This is a genomic window from Methylobacterium sp. WL12, assembly GCF_008039475.1.
In the GTDB taxonomy this organism is placed as follows: Bacteria; Pseudomonadota; Alphaproteobacteria; order Rhizobiales; family Beijerinckiaceae; genus Methylobacterium; species Methylobacterium cerastii.
Genome location: NZ_VRUW01000058.1, coordinates 16,211 through 31,954, shown reverse-complemented (window position 1 = coordinate 31,954; position 15,744 = coordinate 16,211). Strand labels below are relative to the sequence as shown.

Here is a 15,744-nt window from a genome sequence, read left to right as displayed (position 1 = left end):
GGCATGTGACACCGTCGGTTCGCTCCCAGGAGCCACGGTGACACAGTGTCAACGCGTGGGTTGGGAGCGAAAGCTAAAAACCGTTTATCGACAGTGCTTTAAAGGTAGCTGGCGGAGGGAGCGGGATTCGAACCCGCGATACCGTTTCCGGTATACACACTTTCCAGGCGTGCGCCTTCAACCACTCGGCCACCCCTCCGGACCCGGTGGAGGGCCGCGCCCCGCTTTAGGCGGGCGGCGGACGGTTCGACCGGGTGGCGTGCTGTACCCGCCGCGTCGCCCGCGTGCAAGCGGCTTGACCGTTCGGGCTCACGAGCGCGTGCGGCGGGCGGCGATCGAGGTCGCGGCGAGAGCGAGGACGGTGCCGAGCATCGCCGCGCCGCCCTTCACCAGGAAGTCGGAAAGGCGGCCGTGGCGGGTCAGGGTCAGGCCCTGCCCGAGTTCGAGGATCGCGGCGAGGGCGACGACGCCGGCGAGCACCACCGGCCAGCGGCGCGGGTAGGCGAGGACGAACAGCATCCCGAGCGCGCCGTAGGCCAGCGCCCGCTCGACGTTGGCGGGTGCCACGGAGGGCCGCAGACCGATCGGCGACAGGGTGACGAAGACGAGCGCGGCCACCACGAGCCAAGCCGTGACGCGAAAGAACGGTTGCATCGGTCCCTGTCGCCCGAGACCGGCACACTGGTCAATCATGCCGGTCGATGCAGGCGCGGAACCTTCAGTCGGTCGCCTCCGGCGTCAGAACCAGGATCGCGTGGTGAAGGAGTAGTCGACCTTCAGGCCGAACAGGAACTGGTTCGGGTCGCCGAACGGGCGCCGCACCAGGGGGCTGTCGCCGGAGGAGCCGAGGATGCGGGTGTAGCCGGCGTAGCCGGTATAGGCCCACGTCGCGTCCTGGGTGTAGGTGACGGCGCCGAGCACGCCCGCCGAGAAGAAGCTGCCCGGATCGTAGGCGGTGACCCGGCCGTTCGCGATGGCTTCGTCGGCGGTGACGCCGAAGTATTTGCGCGCGTACGACGCGTCGCCGATGTTCAGGCGCGGCCCGATCGAGAACTGGAACTGGTCGACCGGCAGGATGTAGTCCGCCCCGACCGAGCCGACGGTGCCGTGGTGCCCGTACACGCCCTGCCGCACTTCGACCCGGGTGCGGATCGACGGAATCGGAAAGAACTCGATGAACAGGCCGGGCTCGACGGCGAAGCGCGCGTCGCGGAAGCCGAAGAGGTGGCGGCGGTCGTCGCCGTAGTAGCGGCCGGGGACGAAGCGCGCGGTCGGGCCGATGCGGAACACGGCGTTGTCGTAGAGCGAGAAGCTGAATCCGTCGTCCGGCGCGGCGAAGCGGCGGGGCTCGCCGGCCCGGCGCACGTCGATCGCCGGGTAGCCGATGACCGTGTAGTCCTCGGAGCCGGGATAGCGCGGCGTGAACTGCAGGTTGCCCGTCAGCGTGACGACCCAGGTGTCCGGGTCGACCTGCGAGAAGCTCGGCACCGCTCGCGGCATGATCGCCCCAAGGTCGGCGGCGAGCGCCGTCCCACCGAGCAGCACGGCCAACAGGCCGGTAGAAATGCCGAGGGAGGCCGCAAGCGGCTTCGAGGCGAGGGAGGCCGCATGCGGCGTCGAGGAAGGGCGAACCGCATTGCTCATGACCGATCTTATAGACATGCCGGCCCCTGCTTCGCCCGCGTTTCATCCTCTCGCGACCGCAAAAAAACGGATTGTGTCCGCGCCGCAACGAACCGGCCCAGCTTGCGTGAAAAGCGTCCGCAGCGTCCCGGTCCCGGGCCGTTGCGATCAGGCCGCGAGCAAGGGCGGCGGCCGTCGCGAGACCCAGTTGGTGGCCGCGTCGTAGGCCGCGCCGAGACGCAGGCAGTCCAATTCGCCGTGGTTGCGGCCGACGACCTGGATGCCGGTCGGCAGGCCGCCGGGGCCGAAGCCGGCCGGGACGTTGAGGGCCGGCAGGCCGCTCATGGTCGCCGGGATCACCACCTGCATCCAGCGGTGGTAGGTGTCCATCGCGCGCCCGCCGACCTGCTTCGGCCAGTCGGCCTCGATCGCGAAGGGGAAGACCTGCGCGCTCGGCATCACCAGAAAGTCGAAGCGCTCCATGAAGAGGCGCACGGTCTCGTACCAGGCGGTGCGGGTCTCCTGCGCCATCCGCACCGCGTCGGCGGTGAGCGCCATGCCCTGCTCCACCTCCCAGACGGCCTCCGGCTTGAGCAGGGCCCGGTGCGCCGGGTCCTTGTAGAGCGGATGCAGGGTCGCCGCGTTGGCGCAGGCGCGCAGCAGCACGTAGGCGCGCCACAGCCGCTCCATGTCGAAGGCCGGGACGGCGTGTTCGACGCGGCAGCCGACCGCCTCGAAGGCGGACAGCGCGGCGACGCCGAGGTCGAGCACGCCGGGTTCGAACGGCAGTTGGCCGCCGAAGTCGCCGAGCCACGCGATCCGGGTGCCGGAGACGTCGCGCTTCAGGTCCTCGGCGAAGATGCCTGGGTCCTGGGGAATCGAGTACGGCACGCGCGGGTCGGCGCCGGCCTGCACCGACAGCATCAGGCCGATGTCGGCCGGCGAGCGGCCGATCGCGCCGGAGACGCCGAAGCCCGGCGCGAACACGTCCGGCGTCGCGATCGGGATGCGGCCGTAGCAGGTGCGCAGGCCGAACAGGTTGTTGAAGGCCGGCGGGTTGCGCAGGCTGCCGGCGTGGTCGCTGCCGTCGGCCACCGGCTGCATCCGCAGCGCCACCGACACCGCGGCGCCCCCGCTCGAACCGCCGGCGGACTTGCGTTGGTCGTAGGCGTTCGCGGTGGCGCCGTGGACCGGGTTGTAGGTGTGCGAGCCGAGGCCGAATTCCGGGATGTTGGTCTTGCCGGTGAAGACCGCGCCGCCGCAGCGAAGCCGTCCGGCCATGATCGAGTCGGCCGGCGCGATCCGGTCGCGCAAGATCGGCGAGCCCTGCGAGAACGGCAGGCCGCGGACCGGATCGAAGTCCTTCACCGCCAGCGGAAAGCCGTGGAGCGGGCCGGCGCTCTCGCCGCGGGCGAGGCGTGCGTCGCGCTCGGCGGCTTCCGCGAGGAGCTGGCCCGGGTCCTGAAGCGCGACGATCGCATTCGCCGCCGGGTTGTACCGCGCGATCTGCGCGAGGGTGGCGCGCATGACCTCGACGCAGGACACCGTCCTGGCATGGATCGCGGCCGAGAGCGCCACGGCGCTCATCTCCAGGATGTCGGAGGGGAGGGCTGACGCGGTCACGCGGTCTCCAGCAGGCGGGGCTGCAAGGGGCAGCAGGGCATGCGCGCGATCAGGTCAGCCGGCCTTCCTGGTAGGCGTGGCAGGCGACGCCGTCCATCAGCGCCGGCACCTCGGCGCGGCAACGGTCGTTGGCGAAGGGGCAGCGCGGGTTGAAGCTGCAACCCGGCGGCGGGTCGATCGGGTTGGGGATCTCGCCGGAGACCGGTGTGCGCTGCCGCCCGGTGAGGCCGATATCGGGCACCGCGTCGAGCAGCATCCGCGTGTAGGGGTGCTTGGGGTGCGTGAACAGCTCGCGCCCGCCGCCGATCTCGACCACGCGGCCGAGATACATCACGCCGATGCGCGTCGCCATGTGGCGCACCACGGCGAGGTTGTGGCTGATGAACAGGTAGGTCAGCCCGAGCCGGTCCTGCAGGTCGCGCATCAGGTTCAGGATCTGCGCCTGCACCGAGACGTCGAGGGCCGAGGTCGGCTCGTCGCCGACGAGGAACTCGGCCTCCGAGGCGAGCGCGCGGGCGATGGCGACGCGCTGGCGCTGGCCGCCGGAGAATTCGTGCGGGTACTTCACCCGGTCGTCGGGATGCAGGCCGACGAGGGTGAGCAATTCGCCGACGCGGGCGGCGATGGCCGCCTCGCCCTGGATCAGGTCGAAGGCGCGGATCGGCTCGGCGACGATCTTGCCCACCCGCCAGCGCGGGTTCATCGAGGCGTAGGGGTCCTGGAACACCATCTGGATGCGCCGTCGCAGCTGGCGGCGGGCCGCGCCTTGCGCCGGATCGGTCATCGAGACGCCGGTGATGCGCACGTCGCCCGCGCTCGGCGGCAGCAGCCCGACCACCATCCGCGCCACGGTCGACTTGCCGGAGCCGGATTCGCCGACGAGGGCGAAGGTCTCGCCGCGCTGGATCGTGAAGCCGACGCCGTCGACCGCCTTCAGCCACTGCTTCGGCTTCCGTTCGATCATCCGGTTGAGCCAGGGCTTCGAGACGTCGAACAGCCGCCGCAGGCCCTCGACCTCGACGTAAGGGGTGGGCCCGCTCATGCCGCCACCTCGGCGCGATCGTAGAGATGGCAGGCGACGCGGTGCTCGCCGACCGGGATCGGGTCGGGCCGCTCCACGCGGCAGCGGGCGAAGACCTTCGGGCAGCGCGGGTTGAAGGCGCAGCCGGGGGGAATCGCCGTCAGGCGCGGCATCGCGCCCGGGATCTGGGCGAGGCGCCCGGTGTCCTGGGTCAGCGTCGGGATCGCGCCCATCAGGCCCTCGGCATAGGGGTGGAGCGGGTCGCCGACGACGGCGCGGACCGGGCCGATCTCGGCGACGCGACCCGAATACATCACCGCGACGCGGTCGGCAGCCTCCGCGATCACGCCCATGTCGTGGGTCACCAGCATCACCGCGGTGCCGTGGTCGCGGCCGAGGCGCTTGAGCAGGGTGATGATCTGCGCCTGCACCGAGACGTCGAGCGCCGTCGTGGGCTCGTCGGCGATGATCAGTTCGGGCTCGGCCGCGAGCGCGAGCGCGATCACCACGCGCTGGCGCATGCCGCCGGAGAACTCGTGCGGGTAGCCGTCGATCCGCCGCTCGGGCGCCGGGATGCCGACCTCGGCGAGGAGGTCGATCGCCCGCGTCCGCGCGGCCTTGGCCGAGAGGTCGGTATGGGTCTGCACGGTCTCGATGATCTGGCGGCCGATGCGGTAGAGCGGGTTGAGGCTCGTCAGCGGGTCCTGGAAGATCATGCCGATGCGCCGGCCGCGGATGCGCCGCATCTTTTCCGGCGGCAGGTTGTCGATGCGCTCGCCCCCGAGCCGGATCTCGCCGCCGGCGATCCGGCCGGGCGGGTCGATCAACCCGATCACCGCAGCGCCGGTGACGGATTTCCCGGCGCCGGACTCGCCGACGACGCCCAAGATTTCGCCCCGCGCGATGTCGAAGGACACGCCGTCGATCGCCTTGAGGACGCCGCGGCGCGTCGCGAACTCGACGCGCAGGTCGCGGACGGAGAGGACTGGCTCTGTCATTGCAGCTTCGGGTTCAGCGCGTCGCGGAGCCAGTCGCCGAGCAGGTTGATCGCCAGCACCAGCCCGGCGAGCGCCAGGCCGGGGAAGGCGACGATCCACCACTCGCCGGAGAACAGGAAGCGGTTGCCGGTGCGGATCAGGGTGCCGAGCGACGGCATGGTCTCGGGGAGGCCGGTGCCGAGGAACGACAGGGTCGCCTCGGTGATGATCGCCAGCGCGAGGTTGATCGTGGCGATGACGAAGACCGGCCCGAGCACGTTCGGCAGGACGTGGCGGACCATGATCACCGGCGAGGACAGGCCGATCAGGCGCCCGGCCTGGACGTAGTCCTTGTTCTTCTCGACCAACACCGAGGAGCGCACGGTGCGGGCGTACTGGACCCAGAACGACAGTCCGATCGAGACCACGATCAGCCCGATCGTCGCGTTGGTGTCGAGCCCGCCGCCGGCCGCGGCCTTGGCGACGCCGTCGACGACGAGGGCGATCAGGATTGCCGGGAAGGTGAGCTGCACGTCGGCGACGCGCATGATGAGCGTGTCGACGAATCCGCCGAAATAGCCCGCGATCAGCCCGAGCGCGACGCCGAGGGTGCCCGAGACGAGGACGCCGAGCAGGCCGACGACGAGCGAGAGGCGCAAGCCGTAGAACACCGCCGAGAGGACGTCGCGCCCCTGGTCGTCGGTGCCCACGAGGAACGGGGATTGGCCGTCGGGACTCCAGATCGGCGGAAGGTTGGAGTTGATCAGGTCGAGTTGCGCTGGATCGTAGGGGTTCTGCGGCGAGATCCACGGGGCGGCGATGGCGAGCGCGAAGAACAGCACCGTGACGGCGAGCGCCGCCATCGCGAGCTTCGAGCGGCGGAAGCTCGCGAACACGTCGGAATCGAGGAACTTGGCCCAGCGCGAAGGCGGCGTCGCGGAAGCGAGGCTCATGCGGTGCGCCCCGCAAGTCGCAGGCGCGGGTCGACGATGGTGTAGAGCACGTCGACGGCGAGGTTGATCGCCACGAAGATCGCCGCAACGAGCAGCAGGTAGGCGGCCATGATCGGGATGTCGACGTTCTGCACCGCCTGCACGAACAGCAGCCCCATGCCCGGCCACTGGAACACCGTCTCGGTGATGATCGAGAAGGCGATCACCGAACCGAGCTGCAGCCCGGCGATGGTGATGACCGGGACCAGCGTGTTCTTCAGCGCGTGCCCGAAATGGATCGCGCGGGTGGTGAGGCCGCGGGCGCGGGCGAAGCGGATGTAGTCGGCGCGCAGCACCTCCAGCATCTCGGCGCGGACGAGGCGCATGATCAGGGTCATCTGGAACAGCCCCAGGGTGATCGCGGGCAGGATCAGGGCGCGAAGCCCCGAGACCGTCAGGAAGCCGGTGGTCCACCAGCCGAGCCGCACCGTGTCGCCGCGACCGAAGGAAGGGAGCCAGCCGAGCGTCACCGAGAACAGGAAGATCAGCAGGATGCCGATCAGGAAGGTCGGCAGGCTGACGCCCGCGAGCGAGACCGCGAGGAACAGCTTGGCCAGCACCGTCTCGCGGTGGAGCGCGCAGTAGACGCCCATGAGGATGCCGACGACGAGCGCGAAGACCGTCGCGCACAAAGCCAGCTCGAGGGTCGCGGGCATCCGCTCCGCCAGCAGGTGCGAGACCGGCTGGCGGAACTGGTACGAGATCCCGAAATCGCCCCGCAGCACGTTGGCGGCGTAGCGGGCCGCCTGCACCGCCGTGGAATCGTCGAGGCCGAGGCTCTTGCGAATCTCGGTGCGCTCGGAGACCGGCGTGTCGACGCCGACGATCTGGTTCACGGGGTCGCCCGCGAACCGGAACATCGAGAAGGCGATCAGCCCGACGACGGCGAGCACCACGACCGATTGCAGAAGGCGGCGGAGGATGAAGGCTAGCATGGGTTCAACCCTCCACGCCCCGCCTCACGGCTGCTTCGATACCCAGTAGAGCAGCAGCAGGTTGTCGGGCCGCTGGGTCAGCGTCACCTTCTTCGAGACGCCCCAGGCCAAGGCCTGCTGGTGCAGCGGGATCACGGCCCAATCCTTCTGCAGGATCTCGAAGCCGTCCATGATCTCCTGGTCGCGCTTGGCCGGGTCGGTCTCGCCCTCGACCTGGTCGGCGATGGCGTCGAGCTTGGTGTTGCAGTAGCCGCCGAGGTTCCAGCCGCCGCGGCTCGACTTCGGATCGGTACGGCAGCCGACCATCTCGTAGAGGATGTTGTGGCTGTCCTGCGAGGAGGGCGTCCAGCCCAGCAGGTAGAACGAGGTGTCGTAGTTCGGCGCCAAAACCTTGGCGAAGTACTTGGCCTTCGGCTGGGCGTTGAGGTTCACCTTGACGCCGACGCGGGCGAGCATCGAGACCACCGCCTGGCAGATCGCCTCGTCGTTGACGTAGCGGTCGTTCGGGCAATCCATCGGCACGGTGAAGCCGTCCGGGTAGCCCGCCTCGGCGAGCAGCGCCTTGGCCTTCTTGGCGTCGGTCGCCGGGCGCTTGAACTCGGCCGAGCGGGCGTAGAGCGAGGGCGCGATCATCAGCGCGCTCGGCGTCGCCTGCCCGCGCATGACGCGCTTGGCGATCGTGTCCTCGTCGATGGCGAGGTACATCGCCTCGCGCACGCGCACGTCCTTGAACGGGTTCTTGCCCTTGACGCTCGAATCCTTGAGCTCGTCTCGGACCTGATCCATCCCGAGGAAGATCGTGCGCAGCTCTGGCCCGGTCATCACCGTGGCGGTGCCGCTGGCGTTGACGCGCTGCTGGTCCTGCAGCGGCACCGGGTCGATCCAGTCGACCTCGCCGCCGATCAGTGCCGCGACGCGGGTCGCGTCGTTCGAGATGGTCGTGAACACCGCCTCGTCGAGGTTCGACTCGACCTTGCCCCAGTAGCCGGGGAACTTCTTGAACACCGTGCGGACGCCGGGCTGATGCTCGGTGATCACGAACGGGCCGGTGCCGTTCTCGTGCAGGGTCGCATAGCTCGGGGCCGACGCGCTGACGGGGGAGGGCGCGACGGCGCCGTTCTTCTCCGCCCAAGCCTTCGACATGATGTACCAGGTCGAGAACTGGTACAGCGCGATCGGGTTCGGCTTCGACAGCACCATGTCGACGGTGTGGTCGTCGACCTTCACGAACTTGGCGTCCGAGGGGATGTTGGTGGTGAAGCTCGATCCCGAAGCGCGCACCCGGTCGGCGGAGAACAGCACGTCGTCGGCGGTGAAGGGCGAGCCGTCGTGAAATTTCACGTTCTTGCGCAGTTGGAAGCGCCAGCGCGTCGGCTCCGGCGTCTCCCAGGATTCGGCCAGGCCGGGGGCGAGGTTCAGGTCTTTGTCGCGGGTGATCAGCGCGTCGTAGACCGCGGCGTGCATGCCGATCGTGAAGCTTTCCTTCAGCGAATACGGGTCCAAGGACTTGATGTCGCCTTGGAAGGCGAAGCGGAAGACGTTCGCGGCCTGAGCCGGCGCCATCCCGAGCGCGATGGCGAGGCTGGTGGCCGCCGCCAACGTCCGGATCCGTGAAATCGACAAACGCAACTCCCTCAAGCGATGGGCATCGGCAGGATCGACCCACTCTGGATGCCTAGGAAAATAGAGCCGGGTCAACCGTCCGTCGTATCATTCCGGGTGATCCGTCATCCGCGCGCCGTCGTCGACGGCGTATGCAGGGATCGCAACCCCCTATGCGGGACTCGTGCCACCGGGTGCGCCGATTCCGTGACGGCGCGAGCGCACGATCCGTGCATGACCTCGGAACCGGTCTCGACTCCTCGCGCGACGTCGGTCAGGGCTGTATTCCGAGCGCCGTCTTCGGCGACGGTGGAGGTTGTCTTGAAGAACATCGTTTTGATGACGGCGGTCGTCGCCGGTCTGTTGGTCGGCACAACATCGGGTGCGCTCGCCAAGCCGTTCGAGCTACCCGATGCCAAGCCGATCGTGACCATCGACCTGCCGAATGCGTGGTCACCTGAGGAGATCGACAAGGGCGCCCAGGCGACGTCGCCGGATGCTTCTATCTACGTCGCCTTCGAGGTCCAGAACCTGAAGAACCTCGAGAACGCCATCGTCGAGGGAGTGAAGTTCTTCGCCGAGAGCGGCGTGAAGATCGATCCGAAGTCGCAGAAGAAGACCGAGGCCAAGGTCAACGGCTTCGACGTGGTCGACCTCGGCTGGGACGGCGTCGACAAGGACGGCCCGACCAAGGTGAGCCTGTCGATCATCATCCTGTCCGAGACCAAGGTCGGCATGCTGTCGTATTGGGGATCGCCCGCCGGCGAGAAGAAGTACGCCTCGCAGCTCAAGGCGATCGCCGAGAGCATCCAGCCGCTCGGCCGGTAGGCCGACAGCGCCCGACGGGACAAGCCTTCGCGGCTGGTCCGGTCAGGCGCCGCCGCAGAGGTGCTGTGAATCGGCGAGCGTCCAGGATTCCTGCGTGCGCAGGTTGGTCGTCGTGTAGACCTTTCCTCGGTCGTCGCCCTCGGGGCATCCCTTCGGAACCGAGACCAGGCAGGTTCTGACCGGGTCGCCGACGCGGGCGTTCGCGACCTCGGGGACGAATTGATAGGACACGCCGTAGACGCCGTTCTTGAGCACCACGCCGGTGCCGTCGTCGGCGTCCTTGCTCTTCGGCCGCACGAGCGTGTCGCCGAAGCGCGTCCCGATCGCGGTGATGACCGTCGTGGCGCACGCGCCGACCCGCTTCGGCATGGTATCGGCGACCGGAGTCGTCTCGGCGATGCCGGGTCCGGCGAGCAGTGCCGCGGTTGCGAGGCCGATGGCGAGGGGCGTGCGCATTCCGGCAGCGTACCGGCCGCGCTCCCGTCGTCCAACGGTCTCGAAATTCTCGGCGTCAGTGCGCGGGCGCGACGACCAGGGGCTCGGTCTCGTCCTCGTCGGCCTCGATTTCGGCATCCGCCTCGGTCTCGTGCCCGGTGAGGCCGCCGGCCTCGGCGAGGCCCTTGGCGGCCTTGCGCAACAGCTTGCGCAGGCGGCGGCGCTCCTTGCCGTCGAAGCCGGAGAGCAATTCCGCCTCGACGGCGTCCCAGATGCCCTCGATCGCCTCGGCCTTGGCCAGCCCTGCCTCGGTGAGGCGCACGCGAACGATGCGCCCGTCTCCGGCTTCCGCCCGGCGCTCCACGAAGCCGAGGGCGGCCAGCCGCGAGATCGTCTTCGATGCGGTCGGCGGACGCACGCGCAACGTGGCCGCGAGGTCGCCCATCGTCATGGTGCCCGACGCCGCCAGCACCTGCACCACCTGCTCCTGGCCGGCGAAGAGATCGAGGGTCGCGAGCCGGTCGCCGATTCGAGCCCGATGCAGCCGCGCGGCCTGGACAAGCGCCCACCCGACGCTCTTGGCGCCCGGCGGCTTGGCTCCGACGCGCTTGGTCTCCGCAGTTTTCGCGCTCGGCGCATCGACGGCGGAAGCCTCGACGATGGGCGCCACCTCGCTGGGGCGGCCCTTCCGCTTGGCTCGCGGCGCGTCGGCGGCGTGCCGCTCGTCCTTCCGGTTCTTCGCCTTGCCGTTCACGGGCAGTCCCGGGTTGTCGATGACCGGCGCGGCTGCCGGTATCTCATCCGCCGCTGACATCCCATACCCCGCACAACACGACCGAACACGCCGAAAGTCCGGCCCCGCGCGGGGGCCGACATCGTTCTCGGTCGGCTGTGCCTCGGGCGTGTGAAGCTGGGATGACGGTGGCGGCGGCGATCCCCCGCTCAGCAGGGCATCAGGCGGCGGAGCTGGTCGAGGATGTCCTCGCCGCTGCACGGGCGGGCGATGAAGTGCGCGCCCTCCGGCATCCGCGCCGGGTCCGGCGCGGCGCGGCCCGAGACGATGAGGATCGGCAGCTTGGGCCGTGCCTCGGCGACCGAGCTGGCGAGGTCGAAGCCGTTGGCCTTGCCGGACAGCTCCACGTCGGTGACGAGGCCGCAGATGTCCGGCCGCGCTTGCAGGATGCTCATCGCCCGCTCGGCCGAGGCGCATTGCACCGTCTCGTAGCCGCCCCCCTCAAGCACGTCGCCGAGGTCCATGATGGTCAGCGCCTCGTCCTCGACGAGCAGGATCACGGGCCGGTCTTCCTGGGGACTCGTCTGCTCGCTCGTCACGATGTGCATCTCCAGCGTTTCGGTCCGGAGGCGCGGCCGGGACGCGCCCCCCGCCGCACCGTCGTTCTCGATGTCCAACGGCAGAGGGGCGTTCCGGTTGCAGTGCGAATCGGGGGTTGCCGACAGGTCGTCAGCCGGCCGTCGTCCCGACCGATCCGGCGACCGCGACCACGGCCTCGATCAGCTGGTCGAGGTCGCCGCGTTCGATGGTCAGGGCCGGCGTCAGGTAGACGATGTCGCCGAACGGGCGGACCCAGACGCCGCGCTCCACGAAGCGCGCCTTGAGGGCGCCGAGGTCCGGCGGCCGGGTGAACTGGACGGCGCCGATCGCGCCGAGCGTGCGCACCTCGGCGATGCCCGGCCGCCCGCGCAACGCTTCGAGGCCGTCGGCGAGGCGGGCGCCGATCGCTTGGGCCTGCTCCAGCCGCGGCTCGCTGGCGAACAGGTCGAGGCTGGCGTTGGCGGCCGCGCAGGCCAGCGGGTTGGCCATGAAGGTCGGTCCGTGCATCAGCGCGGCGCTCGCGTCGTCCGACCAGAACCCGGAGAACACCGCGTGCGTCGCGACCGTGGCGGCGAGCGCCATCGTCCCACCGGTCAGCGCCTTCGACAGGCACAGGATGTCGGGCACGATGCCGGCCTGCTCGCAGGCGAACAGCGTGCCGGTGCGGCCGAAACCGGTGAAGATCTCGTCGAGGATCAGCGGCAGGCCGTGCCGGCGCGCGAGGCGCGCGATCGTCGCCAGCACCTCGGGCGGATGCATCCGCATGCCGCCGGCACCCTGCACCAGCGGCTCGACGATCACCGCGGCGAGCTCGGTGCGGTGGCGCGCCAGGACGCCGTCGAGGGCGGCCGTCTCCGCTTCGGTCCGCGGCAGGTCACAGAAGACCTGGCTCGGCAGGAAGGCGCCGAAGCGGCGATGCATGCCCTCCTCGGGGTCGCAGACCGACATCGCGCCCATGGTGTCGCCGTGGTAGCCGCCGCGGAACGCGAGGATGCGGGTGCGCCCGGCCTCGCCGCGGTTCAGCCAGAGCTGCACCGCCATCTTCAACGCCACCTCGACCGCGACCGAACCGGAATCGGTGAAGAACACGTGGTTCAAATCGCCGGGCAGGAGGGCGGCGAGCCGGCTCGCCAGCCGCTCGGCCGGAGCGTGCGTCAGGCCGCCGAACATCACGTGCGGCATGGTGCCGAGCTGTCCAGCCACCGCGGCGGCGATGTGGGAATGATTGTAGCCGTGCACCGCCGTCCACCATGAGGCGATGCCGTCGACGAGCTCGCGCCCGTTTGCGAGCACGATGCGCGACCCGTGCGTGCGCACCGCCTCCAGCGGCGGCGCCGCTTGCTTCATCTGGGTGTAGGGCCGCCACAGGTGGGCGGCGCTCGGATCGTCCGTCGCCATGCGCCGATCGATGCTGGCCCGCGGCGCGCCGGTCAACCTCCGCGCGCGACTTGACTCACGGCGGCCCCGCGGCGCTTTGAGGCCGCATGTCGAGCCTCGAATCCTTCGCCCGCGACAAGCTCTCCGGCCTGGACGCTGCCGCGCTGCGCCGCCGCCTCGTGCCGACGACCCGCGCCGTCGACGCGATGGCGGAACGCGGCGCGCGCCGCCTGGTCTCGTTCTCGTGCAACGACTACCTCGGCCTGAGCCACGACCCGCGGGTGGTCGCGGCGGCGCAGCAGGCCGTCGCCGCCTACGGCGCCGGCGCCGGCGGATCGCGCCTGGTGACCGGCAACCATCCGCTGCTGATCGCCATCGAGGCCCGGCTCGCCGCGCACAAGGGCACCGAGGCCGCCCTGGTTTTCGGCAGCGGCTACCTCGCCAACCTTGGCATCACCCCGGCGCTGGTCGGCGCGGGCGACCTCATCCTCGTCGACGCGCTCGCCCACGCCTGCATGTGGGGCGGCGCGCGGATCTCGGGGGCGACGACCCTGACGTTCCGCCACAACGACGTCGCCGACCTCGGCCGGCTGCTCGCCGAGCATCGCGCGCGCCATCGCCGGGCGATGATCCTCACCGAGCGGGTGTTCAGCATGGACGGCGACCGTGCGCCGCTCGGCGACATCCTGGGGGTGGCCGAGGCTCATGACGCCTGGACCCTGGTGGACGACGCGCACGGGCTCGGCGTGGTCGAGGGCGGTCCGAAAGCGCCCTTGGAGATGGGCACCCTGTCGAAGTCGCTCGGCTCCTACGGCGGCTATCTCTGCGCCTCGCAGGCCGTGGTCGACCTGCTGACGAGCCGCGCCCGCAGCTTCGTCTACACCACCGGGCTACCGCCGGCCTCCGCGGCGGCCGCCCTCGAAGCCCTGGCGATCCTCGAGGTGGAGCCCGAGCGCGGCGCGAAACCCCTGGCGCTCGCCCGCCGTTTCACCGCACGCCTCGGGCTGCCGGAGGCCGAGAGCGCGGTGGTGCCGGTGATGGTCGGCGCGGCGCAGGATGCGCTGGCGCTCTCCGCGGCGCTCGAAGCGCGCGGTTTCCTCGTCGTGGCGATCCGGCCGCCGACCGTGCCCGACGGCACCGCGCGGCTGCGGGTGGCGTTCTCGGCGGCGCATGACGCGGCGCAGGTCGACGCGCTGGCCGACGCCATCCTCGCCCTGCGGCCGGCCTGACCGGAGCGAGAGCATTTTCGAGCGAGGTGGATGCCGGCTCGCGTGAAGAACATGCACTAGGACGCGAGGGCGGCCTGTCGCGGCGGGGCGCCCCACGGGTCGTCTGCGGCGCTGGCGCGCGAGCGCGCCACGATCTGGCGCGACATCCTGATCGTCTCCCCGAGGCGGTCGATCGATTCGGAGACCGCGGCCTTCAGGAGCGTCGCCCGCAGCATCTCGGCGCGCTGCCCCGCCTGAGAGACGGGAGGGCGGTACCGGCCGTTGCGCGGAGCCTTGTTCAGCATCTCCCGGAACGGCACGTCCATCAGCAGCGCGCCGCCCGCGTCCACGATCTCGAACGCGTAGGGCATCGGGTCGTAGCCGGAGCGTGCGAGGTCCGCCGAGATGTCGAGGATGGCGCGGCAGACGTCGAGGTAGACCGCATCGAGGCCGCTGAACTCCAGTCCGATCTCGTCGCGCTCGAAACCGCCCGGTCCATGAAGATGGCAGTAAAAGTACGGCATTTGCGAAAGTGTGACAGATTTCGCGACCCAGCGCATCCGGTTTGTTTTCGCAGCCGCTAACACAGGTGGTTTGCGCGCACGTGCATAAAGCATACGATGCGCGCCGTCGCGGCCTTGCAACGAAAAACGCCGCGCTCTCGCGCGGCGTCGATCGCAGGAACGTGCGGCGGAAGCTCAGTTGAACAGCGAGCCGACGCCGCCCTGCACGCGGCCGAGGCCCTGGCGCGCGATCGGGTTGTTCGGGTCGATGGTCGAGGCGCGCTGGTAGTTCTCCATCGCCTCCTTCTTCCGGTTCGACTTCTCGTAGGCGAGGCCGCGATAGGCCCAGGAGGTCGCGTCCTTGTTGTCGACGTTGAGCGCGGCGTTGTAGTCCTCGATCGCCTTGTCGTATTTGTTCGTGGCGATCAGGCTCTGGCCGCGGGCGGCGTAGGGCGCGCTGACGAAGGGGTTGCGGTCGATCGCGGCGTCGAAGTCGCCGATGGCGGCGATGTCCTGGCCCTGCTTCTGCCGGACCAGGCCACGGGCGTGATACGCCTCGGCCGATTCGGGCATCAGGCGGATCGCGACGTTGAGGTCGCGCATCGCGCCTTCGAGGTCGCCCTGGGCGCGCAGCACGTTGGCGCGGCCGATATAGGCCGGGCCGTAATTCGGGTCGGAGGCGATCGCCTTGGTGAAATCCTGCAGCGCGGCGTCGTTGCGGCCGGTCTGGCGATAGGCCAGCGCGCGGTTGTTGTAGGCCGAGCCCGAATTCGGGTCGATCTGCACCGCCTTGGTGAAGTCGCCGATCGCGTCGTTGAACTGGCCCGCGCGGGCGTAGGCCGCGCCACGGGTGTTGTAGGCGGCGGCGTCGTTGGGGTTACGCTGCACCACCTCGGTCAGCGAAGCGATGTTGACGTTGGTCGCGCCCGTGGTGTCCGCCTCCAGCACGGCGAATTGCCGCGAGCCGGCAGCGCTTCCCACGGTCTCGCAGCCGGCGAGCCCCACGCTCGCGAGCGCCGCGAGGCCGAGCAGGGCCCGTTGTAACCGCACGCTGTCTGACGTCATCGCCCCATTCCCCTCGGCACGGTGCTCAAGCCTTCAGCACGCCCGAATCTCTGATCCACGCACCCCAAGCGGCGCGGCCGGCGCGCGGCCGGTCCGATCCGGTTGCGTTGGCCCCGGCACGTTCGCGCATCGCGGTGAACGCCCGATTAAGCGCGGGCGACGATCCCGTTGATGCGGGCCGATGTGGCGAACGTATGGCTCGACGCGAAAAGTCGTCGCGAA

The 15,744-nt window shown here is 69.9% G+C and carries 16 protein-coding genes and 1 tRNA gene; 2 read left to right on the top strand and 15 right to left on the bottom strand.

What is annotated here, in order from left to right:
• Window positions 1–109: 109 nt before the first annotated feature.
• The 9 genes from FV226_RS18990 to FV226_RS18950 form a co-directional block, all read right to left on the bottom strand.
• Window positions 110–199 (bottom strand) — tRNA-Ser (locus tag FV226_RS18990).
• A 110-nt stretch (window positions 200–309) separates the two neighbouring features.
• On the bottom strand, window positions 310–654 hold the full coding sequence (locus tag FV226_RS18985) for a hypothetical protein (RefSeq protein WP_147764109.1): 345 nt from the start codon (window positions 652–654) through the stop codon (window positions 310–312).
• A gap of 84 nt (window positions 655–738) precedes the next feature.
• Window positions 739–1,644: a MipA/OmpV family protein gene (locus FV226_RS18980; protein WP_147764108.1), complete on the bottom strand. Its 906-nt coding sequence runs from the start codon at window positions 1,642–1,644 to the stop codon at window positions 739–741.
• Window positions 1,645–1,791: 147 nt separating this feature from the next.
• Complete coding sequence (locus FV226_RS18975) at window positions 1,792–3,246, bottom strand: amidase (RefSeq protein ID WP_281406046.1); 1,455 nt, start codon at window positions 3,244–3,246, stop codon at window positions 1,792–1,794.
• A gap of 49 nt (window positions 3,247–3,295) precedes the next feature.
• On the bottom strand, window positions 3,296–4,288 hold the full coding sequence (locus FV226_RS18970; protein ID WP_147764107.1) for an oligopeptide/dipeptide ABC transporter ATP-binding protein: 993 nt from the start codon (window positions 4,286–4,288) through the stop codon (window positions 3,296–3,298).
• Window positions 4,285–5,265 carry an ABC transporter ATP-binding protein gene (locus FV226_RS18965; RefSeq protein WP_147764106.1) on the bottom strand — a complete coding sequence of 327 codons (981 nt, stop codon included), beginning with the start codon at window positions 5,263–5,265 and terminating at the stop codon, window positions 4,285–4,287. Before FV226_RS18965 ends, FV226_RS18970 begins: the two co-directional genes overlap by 4 nt.
• Window positions 5,262–6,197 (bottom strand): ABC transporter permease, encoded by a 936-nt coding sequence (locus FV226_RS18960; RefSeq protein ID WP_147764105.1) that lies wholly within the window; start codon window positions 6,195–6,197, stop codon window positions 5,262–5,264. The genes FV226_RS18965 and FV226_RS18960 overlap by 4 nt, the downstream gene beginning before the upstream one ends.
• A complete protein-coding gene (locus FV226_RS18955) occupies window positions 6,194–7,171 on the bottom strand; it encodes an ABC transporter permease (protein ID WP_147751111.1) in 978 nt (325 codons plus the stop codon). The genes FV226_RS18960 and FV226_RS18955 overlap by 4 nt, the downstream gene beginning before the upstream one ends.
• A gap of 24 nt (window positions 7,172–7,195) precedes the next feature.
• Complete coding sequence (locus tag FV226_RS18950) at window positions 7,196–8,734, bottom strand: ABC transporter substrate-binding protein (RefSeq protein ID WP_147764112.1); 1,539 nt, start codon at window positions 8,732–8,734, stop codon at window positions 7,196–7,198.
• A 360-nt stretch (window positions 8,735–9,094) separates the two neighbouring features.
• Here FV226_RS18950 and FV226_RS18945 point away from each other — a divergent pair, with 360 nt between their 5' ends.
• On the top strand, window positions 9,095–9,601 hold the full coding sequence (locus FV226_RS18945) for a hypothetical protein (RefSeq protein ID WP_147764104.1): 507 nt from the start codon (window positions 9,095–9,097) through the stop codon (window positions 9,599–9,601).
• A 42-nt stretch (window positions 9,602–9,643) separates the two neighbouring features.
• Here FV226_RS18945 and FV226_RS18940 read toward each other — a convergent pair whose 3' ends face one another.
• From FV226_RS18940 to FV226_RS18925, 4 genes are all read right to left on the bottom strand, one after another.
• Window positions 9,644–10,057, bottom strand: a complete 414-nt coding sequence (locus FV226_RS18940) for a hypothetical protein (protein WP_147764103.1) — start codon at window positions 10,055–10,057, stop codon at window positions 9,644–9,646.
• Window positions 10,058–10,112: 55 nt separating this feature from the next.
• Complete coding sequence (locus tag FV226_RS18935) at window positions 10,113–10,697, bottom strand: MarR family winged helix-turn-helix transcriptional regulator (RefSeq protein ID WP_147764111.1); 585 nt, start codon at window positions 10,695–10,697, stop codon at window positions 10,113–10,115.
• A gap of 281 nt (window positions 10,698–10,978) precedes the next feature.
• Window positions 10,979–11,377 (bottom strand): response regulator, encoded by a 399-nt coding sequence (locus FV226_RS18930; RefSeq protein ID WP_147751108.1) that lies wholly within the window; start codon window positions 11,375–11,377, stop codon window positions 10,979–10,981.
• A 121-nt stretch (window positions 11,378–11,498) separates the two neighbouring features.
• The gene (locus FV226_RS18925) at window positions 11,499–12,767 is read right to left on the bottom strand and encodes an adenosylmethionine--8-amino-7-oxononanoate transaminase (protein ID WP_147764102.1); all 1,269 of its coding nucleotides are present in this window, start codon (window positions 12,765–12,767) and stop codon (window positions 11,499–11,501) included.
• An 86-nt stretch (window positions 12,768–12,853) separates the two neighbouring features.
• Here FV226_RS18925 and FV226_RS18920 point away from each other — a divergent pair, with 86 nt between their 5' ends.
• On the top strand, window positions 12,854–13,975 hold the full coding sequence (locus FV226_RS18920; protein ID WP_147764101.1) for an aminotransferase class I/II-fold pyridoxal phosphate-dependent enzyme: 1,122 nt from the start codon (window positions 12,854–12,856) through the stop codon (window positions 13,973–13,975).
• 56 nt (window positions 13,976–14,031) lie between these two features.
• On the opposite strand, the gene FV226_RS18915 is transcribed toward FV226_RS18920, so the two are convergent.
• Together FV226_RS18915 and FV226_RS18910 are read right to left on the bottom strand one after the other, a co-directional pair.
• Window positions 14,032–14,478 (bottom strand): hypothetical protein, encoded by a 447-nt coding sequence (locus FV226_RS18915; RefSeq protein ID WP_147764100.1) that lies wholly within the window; start codon window positions 14,476–14,478, stop codon window positions 14,032–14,034.
• 174 nt (window positions 14,479–14,652) lie between these two features.
• The gene (locus tag FV226_RS18910; RefSeq protein ID WP_147764099.1) at window positions 14,653–15,522 is read right to left on the bottom strand and encodes a tetratricopeptide repeat protein; all 870 of its coding nucleotides are present in this window, start codon (window positions 15,520–15,522) and stop codon (window positions 14,653–14,655) included.
• Between the last annotated feature and the right edge of the window lie 222 nt (window positions 15,523–15,744).

Excerpts from the sequence above, each read along its gene's own strand:
- FV226_RS18985 (WP_147764109.1), bottom strand. The coding sequence starts at position 654 with ATGCAACCGTTCTTTCGCGTCACGGCTTGGCTCGTGGTGGCCGCGCTC.
- FV226_RS18970 (WP_147764107.1), bottom strand. The coding sequence starts at position 4,288 with ATGAGCGGGCCCACCCCTTACGTCGAGGTCGAGGGCCTGCGGCGGCTG.
- FV226_RS18955 (WP_147751111.1), bottom strand. The coding sequence starts at position 7,171 with ATGCTAGCCTTCATCCTCCGCCGCCTTCTGCAATCGGTCGTGGTGCTC.
- FV226_RS18915 (WP_147764100.1), bottom strand. The coding sequence starts at position 14,478 with ATGCCGTACTTTTACTGCCATCTTCATGGACCGGGCGGTTTCGAGCGC.
- FV226_RS18925 (WP_147764102.1), bottom strand. The coding sequence starts at position 12,767 with ATGGCGACGGACGATCCGAGCGCCGCCCACCTGTGGCGGCCCTACACC.
- FV226_RS18965 (WP_147764106.1), bottom strand. The coding sequence starts at position 5,265 with ATGACAGAGCCAGTCCTCTCCGTCCGCGACCTGCGCGTCGAGTTCGCG.
- FV226_RS18960 (WP_147764105.1), bottom strand. The coding sequence starts at position 6,197 with ATGAGCCTCGCTTCCGCGACGCCGCCTTCGCGCTGGGCCAAGTTCCTC.
- FV226_RS18950 (WP_147764112.1), bottom strand. The coding sequence starts at position 8,734 with ATGGCGCCGGCTCAGGCCGCGAACGTCTTCCGCTTCGCCTTCCAAGGC.
- FV226_RS18980 (WP_147764108.1), bottom strand. The coding sequence starts at position 1,644 with ATGAGCAATGCGGTTCGCCCTTCCTCGACGCCGCATGCGGCCTCCCTC.
- FV226_RS18920 (WP_147764101.1), top strand. The coding sequence starts at position 12,854 with ATGTCGAGCCTCGAATCCTTCGCCCGCGACAAGCTCTCCGGCCTGGAC.
- FV226_RS18910 (WP_147764099.1), bottom strand. The coding sequence starts at position 15,522 with ATGACGTCAGACAGCGTGCGGTTACAACGGGCCCTGCTCGGCCTCGCG.
- FV226_RS18940 (WP_147764103.1), bottom strand. The coding sequence starts at position 10,057 with ATGCGCACGCCCCTCGCCATCGGCCTCGCAACCGCGGCACTGCTCGCC.
- FV226_RS18930 (WP_147751108.1), bottom strand. The coding sequence starts at position 11,377 with ATGCACATCGTGACGAGCGAGCAGACGAGTCCCCAGGAAGACCGGCCC.